Origin of the sequence: Paenibacillus sp. Soil787 (genome assembly GCF_001429545.1) — a bacterium.
GTDB lineage: Bacteria > Bacillota > Bacilli > Paenibacillales > NBRC-103111 > Paenibacillus_E.
On sequence record NZ_LMSP01000044.1, the window covers coordinates 395,825 to 413,597 of the forward strand.

The window sequence follows — 17,773 nt, forward strand, 5'->3', positions numbered from 1 at the left end:
TTCACATTATACCCCATATATGATTATCAAAAAGATCCAACATGGGCTGGAAGGTTGGATGAAATTTCTGGTCCATACTTAGAAAATGCTTCTGTACAAGTTCGTCTATCTAATTCAAAAGAAAATACACTAGGACCCATTGTTTTAGAGAACCACATGGAAAACTGTAACTTCCAGGTATCTCGCTAACTGATGTCTATCGCAGGGCAGGATAGTATAAAGTCTTAGCAACATAAAAATGATTATTGGTTGGAAGCAGGAGGCAGAGCAAATGAGGCAAATTTGTCTGAAACAATTGTTGGTCATTTTGTGTTGTTTCGTTTTCCTCTTAGCTTGTAATTCTGAAAGTGTAGTCACAAAACAAAAAGAATTTACAAGTGAAGAATTGCGAGTAATACAGGAAAAGTTAAGAAATTACTGGGATGAATTAGGGCGAACATATTCCATTAGGATAATGTCTGTTGGTACAACGCAAGAACACCTTGAGATAGAGATTAGAAAGTTTGGTGAATTTGAAAAGAATCTGTCTGGGGAAGAAATAAATTCAATTAAAAAATCACTGTTTAAATTTGTTGGTCAGGAGTTTCCCTTGAACCTTGAAGTTATTCAATGTTGTAGACAAGAAGCCAATATTATAGGCGAAATCATCAAAACTGATATGGTCAATAAAAAAGTTCTTATTGAAAATCAAGAAAAGAAGGCAGGGAATAGTGATAATCCAGATGCGACTTGGGTTACTTTAACTGAAGATGGAATAATATTGGCAAAGGATAGTAAACAGTTACAGGTATTTAGCGATTTATCTATTGGTCAACAGGTTAAGGCATGGTCAGTGGGTATTAGCTTTCTAAGTTACCCTGGTCAAGCTGCAGTGGTAAAAATTGAATTACAATCAAATAAGTAAAAAAATAGGATTTCATTCAGCTAACGAAAAAGGAACAATTCAATAGCTTAATAATTGAAATAACACGAGGTTGCTGTTGTATCGAACGGTGGTCTCGTTACGCTAATGGGCAGCATAGTTGAATAACTTACAGTTTACGTTCCATTAGATATTCGATATTCTGAAAGTGAAAAGTTCATTAGTAAGTCGTTGGAGGTATAGCTTTTGAAAACTTTGATCGTAGATCGTACCGAAGTTATAGTAGGATCATTAAATATGGCTGTAGTGCACCTACATCAAAAAGATATTGGAATAATTGTAAGAGAAGAATTAGGTCATATTTTACTTATTGATACAAAAGATTGCTCTGAGATGTTCATAATGTCTAGCCTCTTTAAGCATGTCAGTGATACTAATGATGTTCTTTTTCTTCAGAGGGAAAGCCCTTCTCATGCTGATCTTTTTATATTTAATGGTGCTATTAACCCATTGAATAAAAAGATTATTAAAGAAATTAAATTAGCACTAAAAAATATTAAATCGAAGAAGTTTGAATTAAAATTGATAAACAATCATGATGAGTCTATCTGGGATAAGTGGGAGAACTGGAAGTACGAGGAACAATTGAGAATTCAATCCGATCATTATTTAGCTATATTGAACGCTTCGAAACTTGGGTTTGAGTTGCTGACGCATCAATGTGCTTATTTGGCTTCTTCCTATTCTGGTCATGCTCATTTTGATTGGAACTCAACTTCTACATCAATTGAGCTTATCATTCGAAACATAGCTCGAAATACTTAAGGGTTTATTACGCTAACGGAAACGATGCTCATTTACGACATGACGGCAGCCGGCACACGATCGGCTGCCTTTGTCTGTTGAAGTAAACCGAGGGACGGGCAGTAGAGCGTGGTGACAACTGGCTGCTTTTATTATGGCTCTAATTCATTTATGGTACGGTTCACCGTAATTTACCTACAACCTTACTGAGTTGTTGGCGAATTTGATATTTCAAAATACGTTGATCTAAATTTGAAACATGTAGGAGGGGGGTGGTTTTCATCAAAATGAAGTTGTTTGGATAGTGAAAGGGGTAATAGCACTTCCACCGCTCGACTATGAGTGGAATTTGGAGCGATACGACATTATATAAATTCCAACATATGGTATAATGAGGTGACAATAATGCGTTGATGAAGGAATGATTTTTTGAGGTAGGAGTGAATTCATTGCAAGGGGTTTTGCTAACTTGGTTCAGTTTTTTTAGTGGCAGTTTCCTTATTTTACGATTGCTCAGTCCTTGGTCAAAGACTTATTGGAAAAAAGAGCTTACTATTGCATTTGCCCAAGCGGTTTTATTTACGATTTTTTTGTTAGTAATTTCTCAAAACAATTCAAGCTAGGTTAAACGAAAGTAAGATCTTGTTAAAGTAAGGATGATGTAAATGAAGCAGTTGATTCATATTTTGTGTGTGACTATTATACTGTTCTATATTTCAGGTTGTTCATTTAGTAATTCAAATGGCATTTCCGAAAATACTACTTCTCAAACACCCATTTCTCTCGGACCCGCTATCCCTATATCTTTTGAGCATCCAATTGAAATAAAGGGTGACACACACCCATTTCATTCAGACCAAGAAATTATTATACAACCTAGAAAGAATGATTGGATAGGTAATAGTGTGACCTTATATCGTATCTTGTCTTCAGCAACAAAAGAAGAAACCAATGATTTTCTTGTGAAAAAAGTGTTACCCTCGTATGTTAAAAAAATTGGAACTGCTTCAATCAATAATAGAACGTGGTCATTCCCTTGGAAAGTCCCAACTCAATCGAGTAAAGGACAATTATGGTGGGTTTTGGATTGCAGTAGAAGCTGAAAGCGGAATAGTAAGCGGTGAATCTGGGGCGACATTGAATTATAAGAAGTTAGAGGTAACACCATCAACTGTTCAATTAGGGCAACAATTAAAGGTGATTGGCGAAGGGTTTCATAAGGACAGCGACATTGAAATTTATTTGGAACGTGATGAACCGCAAATTCATACTAATAGGCTTGCAAAATTAGGTTCACTTCATACAAAGAATGGTTCATTTACGTATTCGCTTGAACTTTCCAAAGTGATGGATGGTCATGAGATAACTAAAGGTGAATACATTATTGGGTTTATTGTTATCCCTAAAAATGAAATAAGGCAAAGAGTTGATGCTTTTATTAAAGTTAATTAATTTGACTTAAAAGCCGTTAAATGAAAGAGTGGATTTCATTAACCAGTAGGAGGATATGTTGAAGAAAATTATTATTATTATTTCATCTTTCCTTATAATCATTATCATCAGTTTTGCTATTTATCAATTTAATCAACCAATCCTAACGAAAAATGATGCTATAGCAAAAGCAGGTATATATCTAACTACTGTAAATGAAAATATGAATCTTCCTTATAACACGAAGAACGTAGAAGAGAGCAGTTGGTATATCAGTAAAAACGATTTTTGGAATAAGGCAATTGGCAATACAAGATGGATTGGTTTTATTGATGGAGTTGGTATTGACATAAAAGCGGCTACAGGAGATTTTATTCAAATGATATTTCCACTAGATGGTGTCATAACGAAAGAGGAACATCCTGATTGGTTCAAATAAAAGAGAAGTTCTATCCAAAGAAACCACTCCATTGTCAGGAGTGGCTTTGTCTTATATACTGATTTATATTTTATAGTCAAAACTGCACATTGTGTTTAGATACATTACTGTGAACCGTATCATAAATGACGGGTCAGTTCATTGAGCTAACGAGAAACGATAGTTCAATAACATCAAGAGGAGGCTGCCGAAATTAACACTATCGGCGGCCTTCTTAGTTAAACGGGCAGTTATCTTATATTAAATATTGTTTGTATACAATCAGTTACTAGTGATATAAAATGGGTTTAATTCCCAACCGAAATGAGGGATTCAAATGTCATGCTTCATTTGTGAAAAGCATTCAGGTAATACTAATCAACCTCCTGGTGGGTACATTTACGAAGATGAATACTGGATGGTTTGCCATTTTCCTGCCCAGCAATCTATTTTAGGGCGAATAGTTTTAGAATCAAAGCGCCACTTCCTCGACTTTTCACAAATGACAGAAGAAGAAGCTTCTTCTTACGGAGTTTTGCTTAAAAAGCTGTACTCTGCAATCAAAGAGGTCACTGAAGCAGAACGGGTGTACTCACTAGTAACAATTGATGGTGTTCCTCATTTTCATGCACATTTTATTCCTCGAAAAAGCGATNCAATCAAAGAGGTCACTGAAGCAGAACGGGTGTACTCACTAGTAACAATTGATGGTGTTCCTCATTTTCATGCACATTTTATTCCTCGAAAAAGCGATAGCTCAACAAAAGGCATAGATTTTATTAAACAAGATGGTACTTGTAGTGAAATAGATGCGATTAATTTGGCGTGGAAACTGAATCTTATTCTCAACTCAACTAAAAAGAACATTTAGACTGATGGTTAACCAATGAACTACTGAGGAACTTTAGTTGAGGAGCATGCTTCGTGGCAGGGCTCCTCTTTTGTTTATTAAAGTAACGGGCAGTCTTGAGATAAATATAAGCAAGCACTAGATTTAGTACTAATTAATTAACCCCAAATACTTTATACTTCTGTTGTAGGAAAGAGTTAATACAGGGGAAATTTATTGGGGAGTGAAAATATTGAATAATAATTTTAATCCGAATATTACTAAGTTATTCTACATTCAGTGTGCAACATTTCTTTTTCTAAATGTGTTAATTGGAATGTTTCAGTAACAGTTTTCATCTTAGGGCTTCCCTTAATATGGGAGTTAGAGTGGTTTCTATGTTTTCTTATATGGGCTGGATATATAATTTGTTGTCTTTGCTTAAATATTTTTATTTTCAGAGGGATGAGTACTGGTTTTCGGTGGGGGATGTTTATATTAGGGATATGTATTATAACAATTAGCAGAATCTTTTTTGGTGGAATAGTAGCTGAACAATTTTAATTTTAAATCAACATTGATTAACATGCTAACTGCTACGCTAACGGAAACGATAGTTCAATCACAAAGATCAAAAAGGCTTCCGATGATAACCTCGGTGGCTTGTTGTGCTTACGATCAGAAAAGCGTGATACCCTACAAAGGAAACGGATAAGGAGGAACATATATAGATTACTTAAATTACTATGTATGAGATGGGGCGCACTATGAGTGTTAATGTAAGGGACTGCAAAATGGAGGATATTGACGATATCGTTTTCTTAATGGGCGAACTGGGCTACCCGACAAGCTATAATATGTAAAGAATGTTTTATAGATTTTAAAGATCAGTTTGATTGGAAAGTAAAAGATTAATAAGAATCTTAGGTTGACGGTTAAAGAAAGTTGGTTACTTCATTCTCTGTTTAACTTATAGGACTCTTGCCTCTTACTTCGCAAAGAATAGGGAAGAGATATAAAAAACCGTAAGTATAATTCCCTACGGTTTCATTTACTTTTAGTCAGTCGCTACTTTTCCATTGTTATCCTCATTGTCTTCATTTTTATGCGATTCATCTAGTATGTAACCATGACGTTCATGAGCAGAAAGATCTTCATAGATAGTAATAGGATTTCCATCAGTTTCTTTTTCAATTTTGTCATTAGGCATTAAACTCATCTCCTTTTGGTTAATACAAAGCTTATCATTTACATCAATTAGGTTATTTATTCCATTTGTGGAAATCGTAATGATACTGGAGAGTTATAGCCAATGCCTTAGAACAAGTTTTACGACTTAAAGAAGATGGATATAATGAGACTAATTGTATGGGGGGTTGATTTTATGGTAAATGATAATAAACTAACTGAAGTTGATATCGAGTTTATTTTGAATGCAATTGATACATCAAAAGAAGCCTTGATGAAAGTATATACCAAGGATTGGCTTGAAACTAAAATTGATGTGATAAAAAATAAACTCGATGCACAACAAAAGGAATTGGAACAATATCAATAAATATAGATTTCGAAATTATAATCAAAGAAAACACCCGTGGTGGCAAAAAAATTTGTCGGGTGACAAGAACATAGTCGGGTGACAAGAACATTATCTCATTAATTGCCGCGTAAATCGCGGCTTTTTTATTTTATGGGATCAAGTTCTTGTCGCGAGCCAATGACAAGAACTTGATTCCATTCCCGATTTTGACAAGAACTTGATCTCATTCCCGACGGGATTATTGCAACGGCATCTGGCCAGTGGATCAATTGCCTTTTCTCAACTATTCCAGCTAATAGCTTGTCAATATTTAATTATTAATAGTAGGTTCATGAGGTGGTATACTATAAAAAGTGCATGGGAAAGAACCGTCCTATTAAGCACGGATATAGATTCCATATATTTCTATTTCTTGTTGTTCACTCTAACCGGAATGCTTTCTTAGTAGTTAAGATGGCAAAAATCCAGTGGATGAGTTTATTCACACAAGCAATTATCGCTACTTTGAACAGCTTTCCTTCAGCACGTTTCTTATCATAATAAGCTCTTAATTTCTTATTCTATTACTACGAATTCCACATCGTACAGCTTGGTATAGGGCTGTACGGAGCCTCCTGGAGCCGTGTTTAGTGATTTTATTTTGGGTAGCTACAAACTTACCTGAAGAAAATACACTTGGATCAACACCAGCAAAAGCCACCAGTTTCTTTGCGTGATCAAACCGGTCGATTTCCCCAATTTCAGCTAAAATTGTTGCAGCAATCTTAGTGCCAATACCAGGTATCGATTGGATTAAATCATATTCAAGTAGCTCTTCAGCCAGGCCATCTACCGATTTATTAAGGGTTGATAGATGATCCTGGTATTGAAGAAGCAATTTGATGAGCAGCTGCATGGAGATTAAATGGCTTGAAAAAGCCGTCTCCTTAAAGGGATTTCGCTTTGCTGCCGCTAATAAAATTTGGGCACGTTCCAAGCACCATGAGACGGATTTGCCGCGTCCAGTAAGACTTTGAATTGCAGTAGTAATCTCCAACTCAGACATTTCTAGGACTTCTTTTGATGTTGGGTGTAAAGCCAAAAATCGAAGAGACACCTTTGAATAAAGATCACCAAACACGCCATGATATTCAGGAAAAACTTGATCAAGAATAGCCTGGAACTGTAGTTTTGCTTGGACATACATACCTGTTAAAGCTTCATATTGGCGTGTTAGAAAGCGTAAATTCATGAGATGCTGCCCCCGCTTTTTGTAGGGTTCAAACTCTTCTTTATAGAACAGCGTCCCTAATAAATGGGCATCTGCGGCATCCGTCTTTAACCGTCGCAAATTGGTTTTCTTAGCGTTATGTGAGATTAAAGGATTAATGACGATGTTCAAATACTGGTGCTCATCCAGAAACTGAACAATGGGGCTTTGATAATGACCTGTTGCTTCCATAACAATGGTAGGACGAATCCCTGCTACCGATTCCACACTTCTAATATAACTTAGAAAAGACGCTAGACCTTCTAGATCATGATTAAACCTAAAGATCTTCCCATGAGGTACTCCACGGTCTAAAAAAGCTTGTGCATGGCTCTCTCCCTTTGAAACATCTACACCAATGACTGGATTCATGACATCACTCCTGTAATATTTTCACCGGTAACCCCTAACCTTCTTGTCTTCCACACTATCGCATGTGATACGGGATTCATTTCCCAACCAGCCTAACCTTGTTTAAACAAGTAGGGGGGATGAACTGAATAGCTCTCGGAATCCAAGTCCCACGGGCAGAAACGTTCGATCCCCGGCTACCGCTATAATAAGACCATACAAAAATGAGGTCTACCAGAAAGATCTGGTGACCTCATAATACGAACGGGCAGGATAGTTCAAATACTTGGAAGTGGAGAAAATGGTAAAATAGATCGAGGATATTACAGATTAAATTGAGAAAGGAGTGAACAACTTGAATGTTACTTATGAGGAGATCACCAAGAAAGGCGTTGGGGTACTAAATGAGGATGCTATTATTATGCATCCGAAAGCAAATTTGTATGGAGCTTTGGATGGTGTATCTTCCTTGGTACCCTATCTAAATTCCAAAAAGGAAACTGGCGGTTTTATTGCTGCGAATCTGGTGAAAAACTACTTCGAATCTGTTACTGATCCTGGAAGTTTAAAGGACTACATGATTGAGGTGAATGATCTTCTTAGGGAACAAATGGTGCTCGCTAATATTGATCTGGAGAAAAAGGAAGAACTCTGGGGAGCGGCATTGGCAATCGTTCGTATTCAGGATGATGGTGTGGAGTTCATACAGACAGGGGATTGCATGATTCTAGCCGTGTATGCTAATGAAGAGGTTCGCCCATTAACATGGAGACAAGTTTCTCACTTAGAAGCTCCAGCATTCGCTAAATGGCAGGAAGGAATAACAAAAGGCTTAAAAAGCCAGAAAGAGCTTCATGAAACCGTTATTGATACAATAAGAAAGAACCGATATCGCGCTAATACAGATGGTGGTTACGGGGTTTTAAATGGGGAAAAGGATGCAGTTCGTTTTTTCGAATACGGGAAAATTAATCTGACGTATTTAAAACATATCATTTTGTTGACTGATGGGATGTTTTTACCAACAAATATCGTACCCGAACAGAGTTCGTATTGGAGCTTTGTTGCGCAAAGAATAATGAATAAAGGTATAAAACTTTATACTCAAGAATTAATAGAACTTGAGGATAGCGATCCTGAGTGTATTCGACATATTCGCTTTAAGAAATCAGACGATAAGACCGCAATGGTGATTAATTTCCATTAGCAATTATGCTAACGAAAACGATAGTTCGGTGGCCACAAACTTTGGATCACCTAATCAAAACATGTTTGAAGCTGCCGATTAGGTAGCTTTGTTTGTTTTTTAGGATAAGATGTTGGTATGAAATGAAAGGAGTAAAAGACAAATGAAGAATAACAAACCATTAAAGTTGGATGATCTAGTCGGTGAAATTGAACTTCAAATTGATGATGATACTTTTACTTTTATAAACACTAAAACAGGCGAAATTATTACATTAATGAGAGAAGAAATTGGGGCTACAGAAGATGAAAAGCCACTAGAAAAAATTCCTGAATGGCAGAGGAAGAACATTGAAAAAGCAATAAGCATAATTGAGGATGAAGAAGGGGTTTACGAGCATATCTTTTTCTTTGATTTTTGACCAGAACTGGGTAACGATAAGTAGTTCTTGTCATTAATTGCCGCGTAAATCGCGGTTTTTTTATTTTATGGGGTCAAATTCTTGTCAAAACCCAATGACTAGAACTTGATCCCATTCCCGATTTTGACAAGAACTTGATCTCATTCCCGACGGATCCGGCTCAAGGCGTAAAACCAATCATTGTTTCTACGTCATCCATAAAGATGATCTATTGACAGCTTAGAGGGGAAACATATGAAAAAACTAAAAAAATGATATTGCCGTTAGTTCTGGTATTTTTAACTGCTAGTTTGTGATGGGAAAGCGGATATTTCAGAAAACACGACTCCACCCAATATGATTGGAATAATCACCGCTATCGACAACAACGAAGAAAGGTTTCTAATTGTTTCATCTGACAATTCCTTCGCCTGCGACGAAATGCTTAGGAGATCAGTCTGCCTTTATGAAGAGACTTCATATTTTTATTGGAGTTAGAAATGATAGGGAGCATTTTCAAGCTACTTATCATGGGAAAAAGGCACTGATGGCAAGTCGGAACGTACTCAAACGAAAAGTTGTCCCGAATCCACGCCTTACAGGCTTCGTTATTACATACCCAGACTTTCGTGTCTTCCTGAATGAGATCTTCTACCGATTTTTTTCGAAAATACAACGTTTTCTCCTCCTTAAATTAAAAAACTGCCCTTAACACTTGTTAAGGACAGTTCATTGTGTATTACAGTTTTACAACATTTTCGGCTTGAGGACCACGGTTGCCTTGGGCTACATTAAACTCAACGCGTTGTCCTTCGTCCAATGATTTGAAGCCATCCCCTTGAATTGCGGAGAAATGAACGAATACGTCATTACCGCCTTCCATTTCAATAAATCCAAAGCCTTTCTCTGCGTTAAACCATTTTACTGTGCCTGTTTCCATAATTAAAATACCTCCAAATTGTTATTTAACATGCTTTTTTAAACGAAAAAATCACACATTGAAAAAGGTACCATTGCACAAATGATCACTTTTTCAATATGTGAGTTTATGTCCAAGCTGTTTATTTTAGTATTATAGCACACATTAGTATGACAAGCAAATTAATGTGTGCTGCGTCACCTTTGACAGGGAATTCCACATGGAGTGTTGAAAGAGCAGTATATGGTATTATTGCTTTGATGAAATGATTTATGGGGGAAACGTATGGAAGATGAAAGAAACGAACTCGTGCTAATAGATGTTTCACATATTACAACCTACAAAGAACTCCATTTACTGCTTAAAAAGCAACTTCAATTTCCCGATTTCTACGGCATGAATTGGAACGCATTTTGGGATGGGATTACAGGACTTATAGAGATGCCTAAAAGTTTGAGATTTATAGGATGGAATAATTTGAAAACTAACCTTCCTGATGACGCTCAAATAATGCAAGAACTATTGGACGACTTAAATAAGCAATATCCTTCTTGGGGTTGTAACGTGGAATACGAATGAAAGCACGATTTTATAGGAGGTAGGTAATTAAATGAATTACATATGCCCCATTTGTGGTTTTGATAAATTAGTTAATCCACCTTATGATGAAAAAGGGAATGAGTCATATGATATTTGCCTTTGTTGTGCTTTTGAATATGGAGTAGATGATTTTAATTATGGACTCGTAAATGTTTTCGAAAGATACAGAATGGATTGGATTAATGAAGGTGCAAAATGGTTTTATCCTTCTCATAGACCAGTGAAACGGGAACGATAGCGCGGCGATGGAACCGATCCATCGCTTGTTTTAGCTATTATCATGACCTGTGCACTTCGAGTTAATCTATGGTAGTTTTCCCTGTGATAAAATCAAGGAAGATTACGAAGCGATTGGTAGTCATTACATAGGAGGTTTTTCGTGGATAAACGATACGACGAACTCTATAAAAAGGCGCAAGCCTGCGGCCAGGAGCATATACTCAGGCTTTACCCGTCGCTTTCCGAAGCTTCGAAGAGCAAGCTGCTGGATCAGATAGAACAGCTGGATTTTGCCGCGCTCCGCGAGCTTTTTCATCATACGAAGCAGCCATCGGTAAGCACCGACGGTATTTCGCCTATGGAAGCTTACGATTCGGAGGATTACAGCGAGGAGGAGCGGAAGCAATTGACCGAGACCGGCTGGGACCGGCTTCGTCAAGGCAAGGTCGCAGCGCTTGTCGTCGCTGGAGGGCAGGGAAGCCGCCTGGGGAATGAAGGACCGAAGGGAACCTATAACATCGGGCTGCCGTCAGGAAAGTCGCTGTTCCAGCTGCAGGCCGAGCGCTTGCTCAACTTGTCCCGGAGAGCCGGGCGGTCCATCCCCTGGTACATTATGACCAGCCCGGAGAATCATCAGGAAACGGTGCGATATTTCCAGGCATCGCTGTATTTCGGCTATGCCCCGGATGACATTTTCTTCTTCCGGCAAAATGTCCTGCCGGCACTGGATTCCGTAGGACGCGTCCTGCTCTCCGCCAAGGACGAAATCGGTCTTACCCCCAGCGGGAACGGCGACGTCTTTGCTTCCATGAAGCGATCTGGCGCCTTGGACGACCTGAAACGTCGGGGAGTGGAGTGGCTGTTCTATTACAATGTCGATAATGCCTTGATCCGAGTCGCCGATCCGCTGTTTGTAGGGGCTGCTGCGCATCATAACCATCCGATTGCCACCAAAGTCGCGGAAAAAGCCTACCCCGAGGAAAAAGTCGGCATTCTTTGCCTGAAGGACGGCCGACCCGCCGTCGTGGAATACATGGACTTGCCAAAAGAGCTAATGTACGAAACCGATAGCTCGGGCCACTTGACCTACGGGCTGGGCAACCTTTCGATCCATCTGTTTCGCACAGATTTTATCGAACGGCATGCGGATACGAATATTCCTTATCACGCCGCTCACAAAGCGGTCAAATACATAGACGATCAGGGCCATCCGGTCCAGCCGGCGTCGCCAAACGCTTTTAAATTTGAAAAATTCATCTTTGATTTCTTCCCGCTCGACGAACGCATGACGGTATTGAAAATACGAAGGGAGGAAGAGTTCGCCCCTATCAAAAACAAGGAGGGCAAGGACAGCCCGGCGACAGCACGCCGACTTGTGCAGGATTTGTATAAGCGGTGGCTCCTGGAAGCAGGCGCAGCCCCCTCCGTGCTGGAAGGCCGGGATATCGAAATTTCCCCGTTGGTTTCTTATGCGGGGGAGGGACTGACTCCGGAAGTTTTGAAAGCTCTTCTTGACGCACAGTTTAACTGATAGTTAGCATTATTTATTGCAAAACGGATGGCTGTATCGGTTGCCGGTCTATAAGATTTTTTTTGTTGAAGTACGGAGAACGATAGTTGAATGATAGAAAAAAGCAGGCCAAGACTGTATTGTTCCTGTTTTGGACTGCTTTTTGTGTTTCTCCCACAAGAATACATTGAATACATGTAAACAATGTAAAAAGCTTTATATTTCAAGGGATTTTCACATGCTCGTTTAGATATCGTTAATTTGTTGGTGGTACCCCTTATGGTGATTTTGTCACCAAAATATACTCGTGAAATAAAAAAATCGTAGAACTTGGTTCTACGACCTAAAATTAATATCTTGTGGGGCGCCACAGATCTCTTCTCGCCTTCCGGAAACACAACCCTTTCTAACGTCGCCAAGGGTGCTGGGTGAGCATTAAACTAAACCGAGGGACGGGCAGTTTAGCTTAGCAATCCATAAGAAACAATCCAAGCTGAAATGTGCTAAAATGTAACTAATGTAGACATCCCTCATTAACAAAGGAGCACTGAAAATGAGAAAACTCGTTCTATTTTTGCACGCATCGCTTGACGGTTTTGTAGAAGGGCCAAACGGTGCAATGGACATTGGCTGGATTTCCTACGATGGTGATTTAGAGAAATACGCGAAAGAAATTCTAAGTACTGCCGACACCGTCATTTGGGGACGAGGGACTTATCAATTAATGCACGGTTATTGGCCATCTGTGCCTTCGAACCCATCAGCTTCGCAACATGAACGGAAACATGCCGAGTGGATCGATAAGACAGCTAAAATCGTTTTTTCCACGACGCTGGACAAAGTCGAATGGAACAATTCCAGACTGGTGAAAGAAGATGTCGAGGAAGAGATCAAGAACCTCAAACAGCAGCCAGGCAAGGATATGGTCATCCTCGGCAGTCCTAGGATCGCACACCACCTTATGCAGCTTGATTTAATCGATGAGTATAAAATTACGGTTTCTCCCGTCCTGATCGGCAGCGGGTTGCCGTTATTCCAAGGTCTCAAGGAGAAGGTCAATCTTAAACTTATCGAAAACAAGACCTTTGATTCTGGAGCCATAGGTCTCGTTTACCAGTCGGTTAGATGACCTTTTTCTCCTAAAATAGATTACGCTAACGGAAACTATAGCACAATAACAACAGGCTGCCGAAGATAAACTCGGTGGCCTGTTGTGCTAACGGGCAGTTATCTATGGCTTAACTTACATTAAAAGGAATCCCTACATATATGACGAAGAAATATGTATCACCGATATTAGGAGCCAAAAAAGGAATGAAAAAAATCCTCATTATTGGAATTGTAGCTAGTGGTAAGACGACATTGGCAAAACGCTTATCAAAGAAAATTAATGTACCTTGGTATGAACTCGATTCCATTGTTCATCATCAAACGTCAACCCTTTTATTCAAAATGGTTCCTTCCAGAAGCTTGATGNTTTCATAATTCAAAACCTTATTCATGAATGATTTGAGTGAAGCTCAAGAATTTGGCGTAAAGAAGAATGTGAAAGTCTACTTGCTAGATAGAGAGAATGTATAAATCGATAGCTAGGCTAAAGGTCAAGCTTATCAAAGAAAATTAATGTACCTTGGTATGAACTCGATTCCATTGTTCATCATCAAACGTCAACGGGGCGGTATAAGCGTACAGCAGAAGAGCAAATTGATGTTTTAATGGAAATTGATAAAAACGGAACATGGATATTTGAAGGAACTGATAGAGAATCCTATCAATGTTTATATCAAATGGCAGATACAATCATATTTCTTGATACTCCATTGTGGAAGMGTAGAATAAGAATTCTAACTCGATTCCTTAAGCAAAAACTCGGAATTGAAAAGTGTCMTTATAAACCAGATTTTTGATGTTAAAGATGATGTATAAATGGACACGGGATTTTGAACAAAATAGAAGCAGTTTTGAAACCAAGTTAAAACTATACAATGATAAGCTGATCAGATTAAATAATGACCTGAACTTTCCCTAATCTGACAAAGATTACGCTAACAGAAAACGATAGTACCATGACGAGCAGGCTGCCGGCATCATCGGCAGCCTGCTCAACTATCGGGCAGTAATGTGCAATGAAAATGGAATTTTAGGGTGAAACTTAGACAAACTTTGTTGCGTCTTATTTACTATTAGGAAGATATTGATGTGGGGGTGATTACGGTTAATAAATTGCCCCAAAAGCAAAAAATAGAGGATTGCAGTTTCAATGATCTCAAAATCAAGCAAGTCCAATATGCCTATTTATGTATTTGAACTGACATACGAAGGTAATACAAATCGGCTAACGAGCAGTAGCCTGTTTATATTGAGATAAATGGCCGATACGATAGGGAATTGAAATTACCTAACTCCAGATCTATTAATCCAAAATAATCTAGAACTAATGTTACTTCCACGAAATGAATCTTATAAGAGGAGGATGCTGAAGTGATTTATATTTCCATAGTGATTCTAATATTCTTATTTTATATAAGTTTAATTTTACCTACACAATGGTTAAAAATTGAGCAGATTAAACATCCTCTGAATTTAAATTTGAAAATCCTACAGATTAGTGATTTGCATGTAGAACGACTAAGAATAAGTCCATCGAAAATTACAACTATTATTCATCGCGAGAATCCAAATTATATTATTATTACAGGTGATTTTACCAAACGAAGTAAAAGTCTCTCCAAACTAGAAAAGTATCTAAGAGCATTGACTATTTGTAACGTGCCAATTTATTGTGTTCTCGGAAACCATGATTATCAGCAAAAAAATGTTAAGGATTTAATCAATCTACTTAGAAAATATGGTTTGCATTTATTAAGGAATGAATCGGTACATTTAGATCAATTTGAGTTAATTGGAATTGATGATTTTGATTCAGGTATGAGCAACATTGAAGCATCGTTCCACGCCGTTGATCACAATAGAACTAAAGTCGTTATTACCCACGATCCTAACGTAGTCTTACATTTAAATAAACACTATGACTTTTTAATGGCTGGGCATCTTCATGGTAAACAATTTAATATCCCATTTTTTTTTAGTATCAAAAATGCAGGAGACTTACCTAGGAGGGGAATATATAAAGGTCTCCATAATAATCAATATGGTACTTACTATATATCGAAGGGAATTGGACAGACGGGGATTAATGCAAGATTTCTAGTCAGAAGTGAGATAACATTGCACCATCTTTAGCTAGATAGAATTAAGCCTAGACGAGTAATTCGCATAGGCTTTTTTGTGTTGTTTGAATTGGGGAGTTTAACGCAAAGCGATAAACTTCGATTCATTTCTAACAGGGTTATGCAGGATGCTCAATTAATAACTAAAACGCGGCTGCCGGCACAGATCGGCAGCCGCATTGTGTGGGATCAACACATCCAGTTACTGCCGATAAAAACCATTCTGTAACCGCTATGTTCAATGGAAAAAGAACATTACGCTTTAAGCCAGCAGCGAAAAAACAGCCGATCATGGCGCTTTTTACTTTTCAAGTAAACCTACCATGGAATCGAAAATCTGTGACGCGTACTTTTCCAATTCAATGTACCCGTCAATACGAGTGCGGCGAAATAGAGAAACAAGGAACAGACGATTGAAGTGATTACGCACCATAACTGCGGCATACCGTGGCTGGCAACATAGTTATAGGTCCAGTGTCCGCATATCACCATCAGCATCATGCAGATCCCAACCTTGACATAAGGACGAATACTCCAATAAAATCCGATCGAGCTTGAGATGGAAAAGAAGTTTAGCAGTGTTTGTATCACAATGCCGATACCGATGCCGTAAGCAACGCCAATAATACCAAATTGGCTGCCGAACAAGAAGATCGAGACACCCTTGAATACGGTGGCTATTACGTAATTCCACAGCGTAGCATTCGCGCGGCCGAGCCCGAGCAGAATCGCATGAAGCGGAGCGTCGAAATAATGCAGGAAAAACATCGGCGCCAGTATTTTCAGAAGCAGTCCTGCTTCAGGTGCATTATAGACAAGTGCCGTTAGTGGAGTTGCCCACTCGTACAAGATAACGGTTGCCGGCGCGCCGATCAGGAGTCCCAAGATCATTGCCTGATTCATCCTCTCATGTATGAGCAGACTGTTCTTGTTCGCCGCTGCCTCGCCAATCGCTGGAATGAGAGCGGTGGACAAGGACTGCGTGATAAAGCTTGGCATGAAAAGCAGTGGAAACGCATAGCCGGCCAGCTGGCCGAATTGCTTCGTGGCTAACGCCGTGCCGATGCCGGCCAGCGCCAGGCTGGTTGTAATAAGAAGCGGCTGGAAGGTGCTGTATAACGAATGAATGACACCGTGCCCAGTCGTCGGCAGTCCGATCTGCAGCAGCTCGCCGAGTGTGCTTCTTCCTTGTTTCAAATGGCTTGCCCAAGTCTCGCCCGGTATCTTCGATTCACCGTATAGCTTGTAGCTTATCACCAGGAATAGGAGGCTGATCGCTTCGCTGACAACAGAGGCAGCCATTGCTCCGGCAGCCGCATAAGCGACGCCGTAAGGCAGCAATAGGTGGACCAGCGCAAGTACACAAGCGATTTGCACCGTATGCTCCAGCACATCGGAAGCGGCAATGGTCTTCATCTGCTGCATGCCGCGGAAATATCCCTTTAATACGGCGGAGACAGCGACGATCGGTGCGATCGGCGTAATCGCCAGCATCGCGTAATAAGCGCGTTGGTCGCTTAGCAGAATGGATGCGATCCACTCAGATCCAAGTAACGATATGGTTGTGAGCGCTACGCTCAAGACGCCGGTGACAGCGAGCGAGACATGCAGGATACGCCTCACTTTCATCCGTTCGCCGCGAGTGTGGGCCTCTGCGACCAACTTTGAAATTGCCACCGGCAATCCAAGCTCCGTAATCGTAATGACGAGCGGGACGAGCGGATGCGCCATCATCAAGATGCCGATTCCCTCTGCGCCCAGTACGCGAGCGATATACATGCCGCTGATAAAACCGAGAATACGGTTGATGAAAGCAGCGACAGACAAGACCAGCGTACCTCTCATGAACGATTGCCCGTGTTGTGACATGACTTGTGTCCTCCTGTTTATCGAATACTTAAATGTATTCAAAAATTGGAAAAGCATGCGAACAAGCCGGTGTAGATGTCATTTTTGGACAATGATGGCGCATAGCGGCGCGGCGGTCCCGTCATCGATTCAAGGGGCAGGCTCTATGACATTATATAAATCCTAGGGCAACCCTTGCTTCGTACTTGTAATGGCAGCAAGGGGGATGCAGGTAAGGAGAAGAGTATGGTGCGGGTGTTTGAGGACCATTATGATTTAACATAGCCATCTTTTAAGTGAAATTAAGAACACTTAAGTAAGCCACGAGCCGATCGGAGCATGTAATTGCACCATTACCTACCGTCTTTGTTTTAATA

Annotated in this window: 18 protein-coding genes and 1 pseudogene; 14 read left to right on the forward strand and 5 right to left on the reverse strand. The window is 39.5% G+C overall.

The window, feature by feature from the left end; all coding sequences use genetic code 11:
• Positions 1–271: 271 nt before the first annotated feature.
• From ASG93_RS28245 to ASG93_RS36645, 5 genes are all read left to right on the forward strand, one after another.
• The gene (locus ASG93_RS28245) at positions 272–904 is read left to right on the forward strand and encodes a DUF3221 domain-containing protein (RefSeq protein ID WP_056837505.1); all 633 of its coding nucleotides are present in this window, start codon (positions 272–274) and stop codon (positions 902–904) included.
• A gap of 204 nt (positions 905–1,108) precedes the next feature.
• Positions 1,109–1,687 carry a hypothetical protein gene (locus ASG93_RS28250; RefSeq protein ID WP_056837507.1) on the forward strand — a complete coding sequence of 193 codons (579 nt, stop codon included), beginning with the start codon at positions 1,109–1,111 and terminating at the stop codon, positions 1,685–1,687.
• Positions 1,688–2,650: 963 nt separating this feature from the next.
• Positions 2,651–3,118: a hypothetical protein gene (locus tag ASG93_RS28255; protein WP_056837508.1), complete on the forward strand. Its 468-nt coding sequence runs from the start codon at positions 2,651–2,653 to the stop codon at positions 3,116–3,118.
• Between the two features lie 55 nt (positions 3,119–3,173).
• Complete coding sequence (locus ASG93_RS28260; RefSeq protein ID WP_156411072.1) at positions 3,174–3,536, forward strand: hypothetical protein; 363 nt, start codon at positions 3,174–3,176, stop codon at positions 3,534–3,536.
• A gap of 316 nt (positions 3,537–3,852) precedes the next feature.
• Positions 3,853–4,170 (forward strand): HIT family protein (locus tag ASG93_RS36645; RefSeq protein ID WP_414858893.1); only part of this gene is annotated, 318 nt, incomplete at its 3' end.
• Positions 4,171–5,401: 1,231 nt separating this feature from the next.
• Here the strand turns inward: ASG93_RS36645 and ASG93_RS35530 are convergent.
• Complete coding sequence (locus tag ASG93_RS35530) at positions 5,402–5,554, reverse strand: hypothetical protein (RefSeq protein ID WP_156411073.1); 153 nt, start codon at positions 5,552–5,554, stop codon at positions 5,402–5,404.
• Positions 5,555–5,728: 174 nt separating this feature from the next.
• On the opposite strand from ASG93_RS35530, the gene ASG93_RS35535 reads away from it, so the two are divergent.
• Entirely contained in the window at positions 5,729–5,902 is a 174-nt protein-coding gene (locus tag ASG93_RS35535; RefSeq protein WP_156411074.1) for a hypothetical protein, read from the forward strand.
• A 401-nt stretch (positions 5,903–6,303) separates the two neighbouring features.
• Here ASG93_RS35535 and ASG93_RS28270 read toward each other — a convergent pair.
• Positions 6,304–7,505, reverse strand: a pseudogene (locus tag ASG93_RS28270) (IS110 family transposase).
• Positions 7,506–7,830: 325 nt separating this feature from the next.
• On the opposite strand from ASG93_RS28270, the gene ASG93_RS28275 reads away from it, so the two are divergent.
• Complete coding sequence (locus ASG93_RS28275) at positions 7,831–8,691, forward strand: protein phosphatase 2C domain-containing protein (protein ID WP_056837514.1); 861 nt, start codon at positions 7,831–7,833, stop codon at positions 8,689–8,691.
• A gap of 142 nt (positions 8,692–8,833) precedes the next feature.
• The gene (locus ASG93_RS28280) at positions 8,834–9,091 is read left to right on the forward strand and encodes a hypothetical protein (RefSeq protein ID WP_056837515.1); all 258 of its coding nucleotides are present in this window, start codon (positions 8,834–8,836) and stop codon (positions 9,089–9,091) included.
• A 424-nt stretch (positions 9,092–9,515) separates the two neighbouring features.
• On the opposite strand, the gene ASG93_RS28285 is transcribed toward ASG93_RS28280, so the two are convergent.
• Both ASG93_RS28285 and ASG93_RS28290 read right to left on the reverse strand, forming a co-directional pair.
• Positions 9,516–9,746, reverse strand: coding sequence for a cold-shock protein (locus tag ASG93_RS28285; RefSeq protein WP_056837517.1), 231 nt, complete (start codon positions 9,744–9,746; stop codon positions 9,516–9,518).
• Between the two features lie 63 nt (positions 9,747–9,809).
• A complete protein-coding gene (locus tag ASG93_RS28290; RefSeq protein WP_056625586.1) occupies positions 9,810–10,010 on the reverse strand; it encodes a cold-shock protein in 201 nt (66 codons plus the stop codon).
• Between the two features lie 264 nt (positions 10,011–10,274).
• Between ASG93_RS28290 and ASG93_RS28295 the strand changes: the two genes are divergently transcribed.
• From ASG93_RS28295 to ASG93_RS28320, 6 genes are all read left to right on the forward strand, one after another.
• The gene (locus ASG93_RS28295) at positions 10,275–10,568 is read left to right on the forward strand and encodes a barstar family protein (protein WP_056837519.1); all 294 of its coding nucleotides are present in this window, start codon (positions 10,275–10,277) and stop codon (positions 10,566–10,568) included.
• Between the two features lie 31 nt (positions 10,569–10,599).
• Complete coding sequence (locus ASG93_RS28300; protein WP_056837521.1) at positions 10,600–10,827, forward strand: hypothetical protein; 228 nt, start codon at positions 10,600–10,602, stop codon at positions 10,825–10,827.
• Between the two features lie 141 nt (positions 10,828–10,968).
• Positions 10,969–12,339 carry a UTP--glucose-1-phosphate uridylyltransferase gene (locus ASG93_RS28305; protein WP_056837523.1) on the forward strand — a complete coding sequence of 457 codons (1,371 nt, stop codon included), beginning with the start codon at positions 10,969–10,971 and terminating at the stop codon, positions 12,337–12,339.
• A gap of 532 nt (positions 12,340–12,871) precedes the next feature.
• A complete protein-coding gene (locus tag ASG93_RS28310; protein ID WP_056837525.1) occupies positions 12,872–13,447 on the forward strand; it encodes a dihydrofolate reductase family protein in 576 nt (191 codons plus the stop codon).
• 185 nt (positions 13,448–13,632) lie between these two features.
• A partial coding sequence (locus ASG93_RS28315) for a EutP/PduV family microcompartment system protein (protein ID WP_162262889.1) occupies positions 13,633–13,794 on the forward strand: 162 nt, incomplete at its 3' end.
• A gap of 1,005 nt (positions 13,795–14,799) precedes the next feature.
• The gene (locus tag ASG93_RS28320) at positions 14,800–15,561 is read left to right on the forward strand and encodes a metallophosphoesterase (RefSeq protein ID WP_056837530.1); all 762 of its coding nucleotides are present in this window, start codon (positions 14,800–14,802) and stop codon (positions 15,559–15,561) included.
• Positions 15,562–15,866: 305 nt separating this feature from the next.
• Here ASG93_RS28320 and spoVB read toward each other — a convergent pair whose 3' ends face one another.
• Positions 15,867–17,417 carry a stage V sporulation protein B gene (gene spoVB, locus ASG93_RS28325; RefSeq protein WP_056837532.1) on the reverse strand — a complete coding sequence of 517 codons (1,551 nt, stop codon included), beginning with the start codon at positions 17,415–17,417 and terminating at the stop codon, positions 15,867–15,869.
• Positions 17,418–17,773 lie beyond the last annotated feature (356 nt).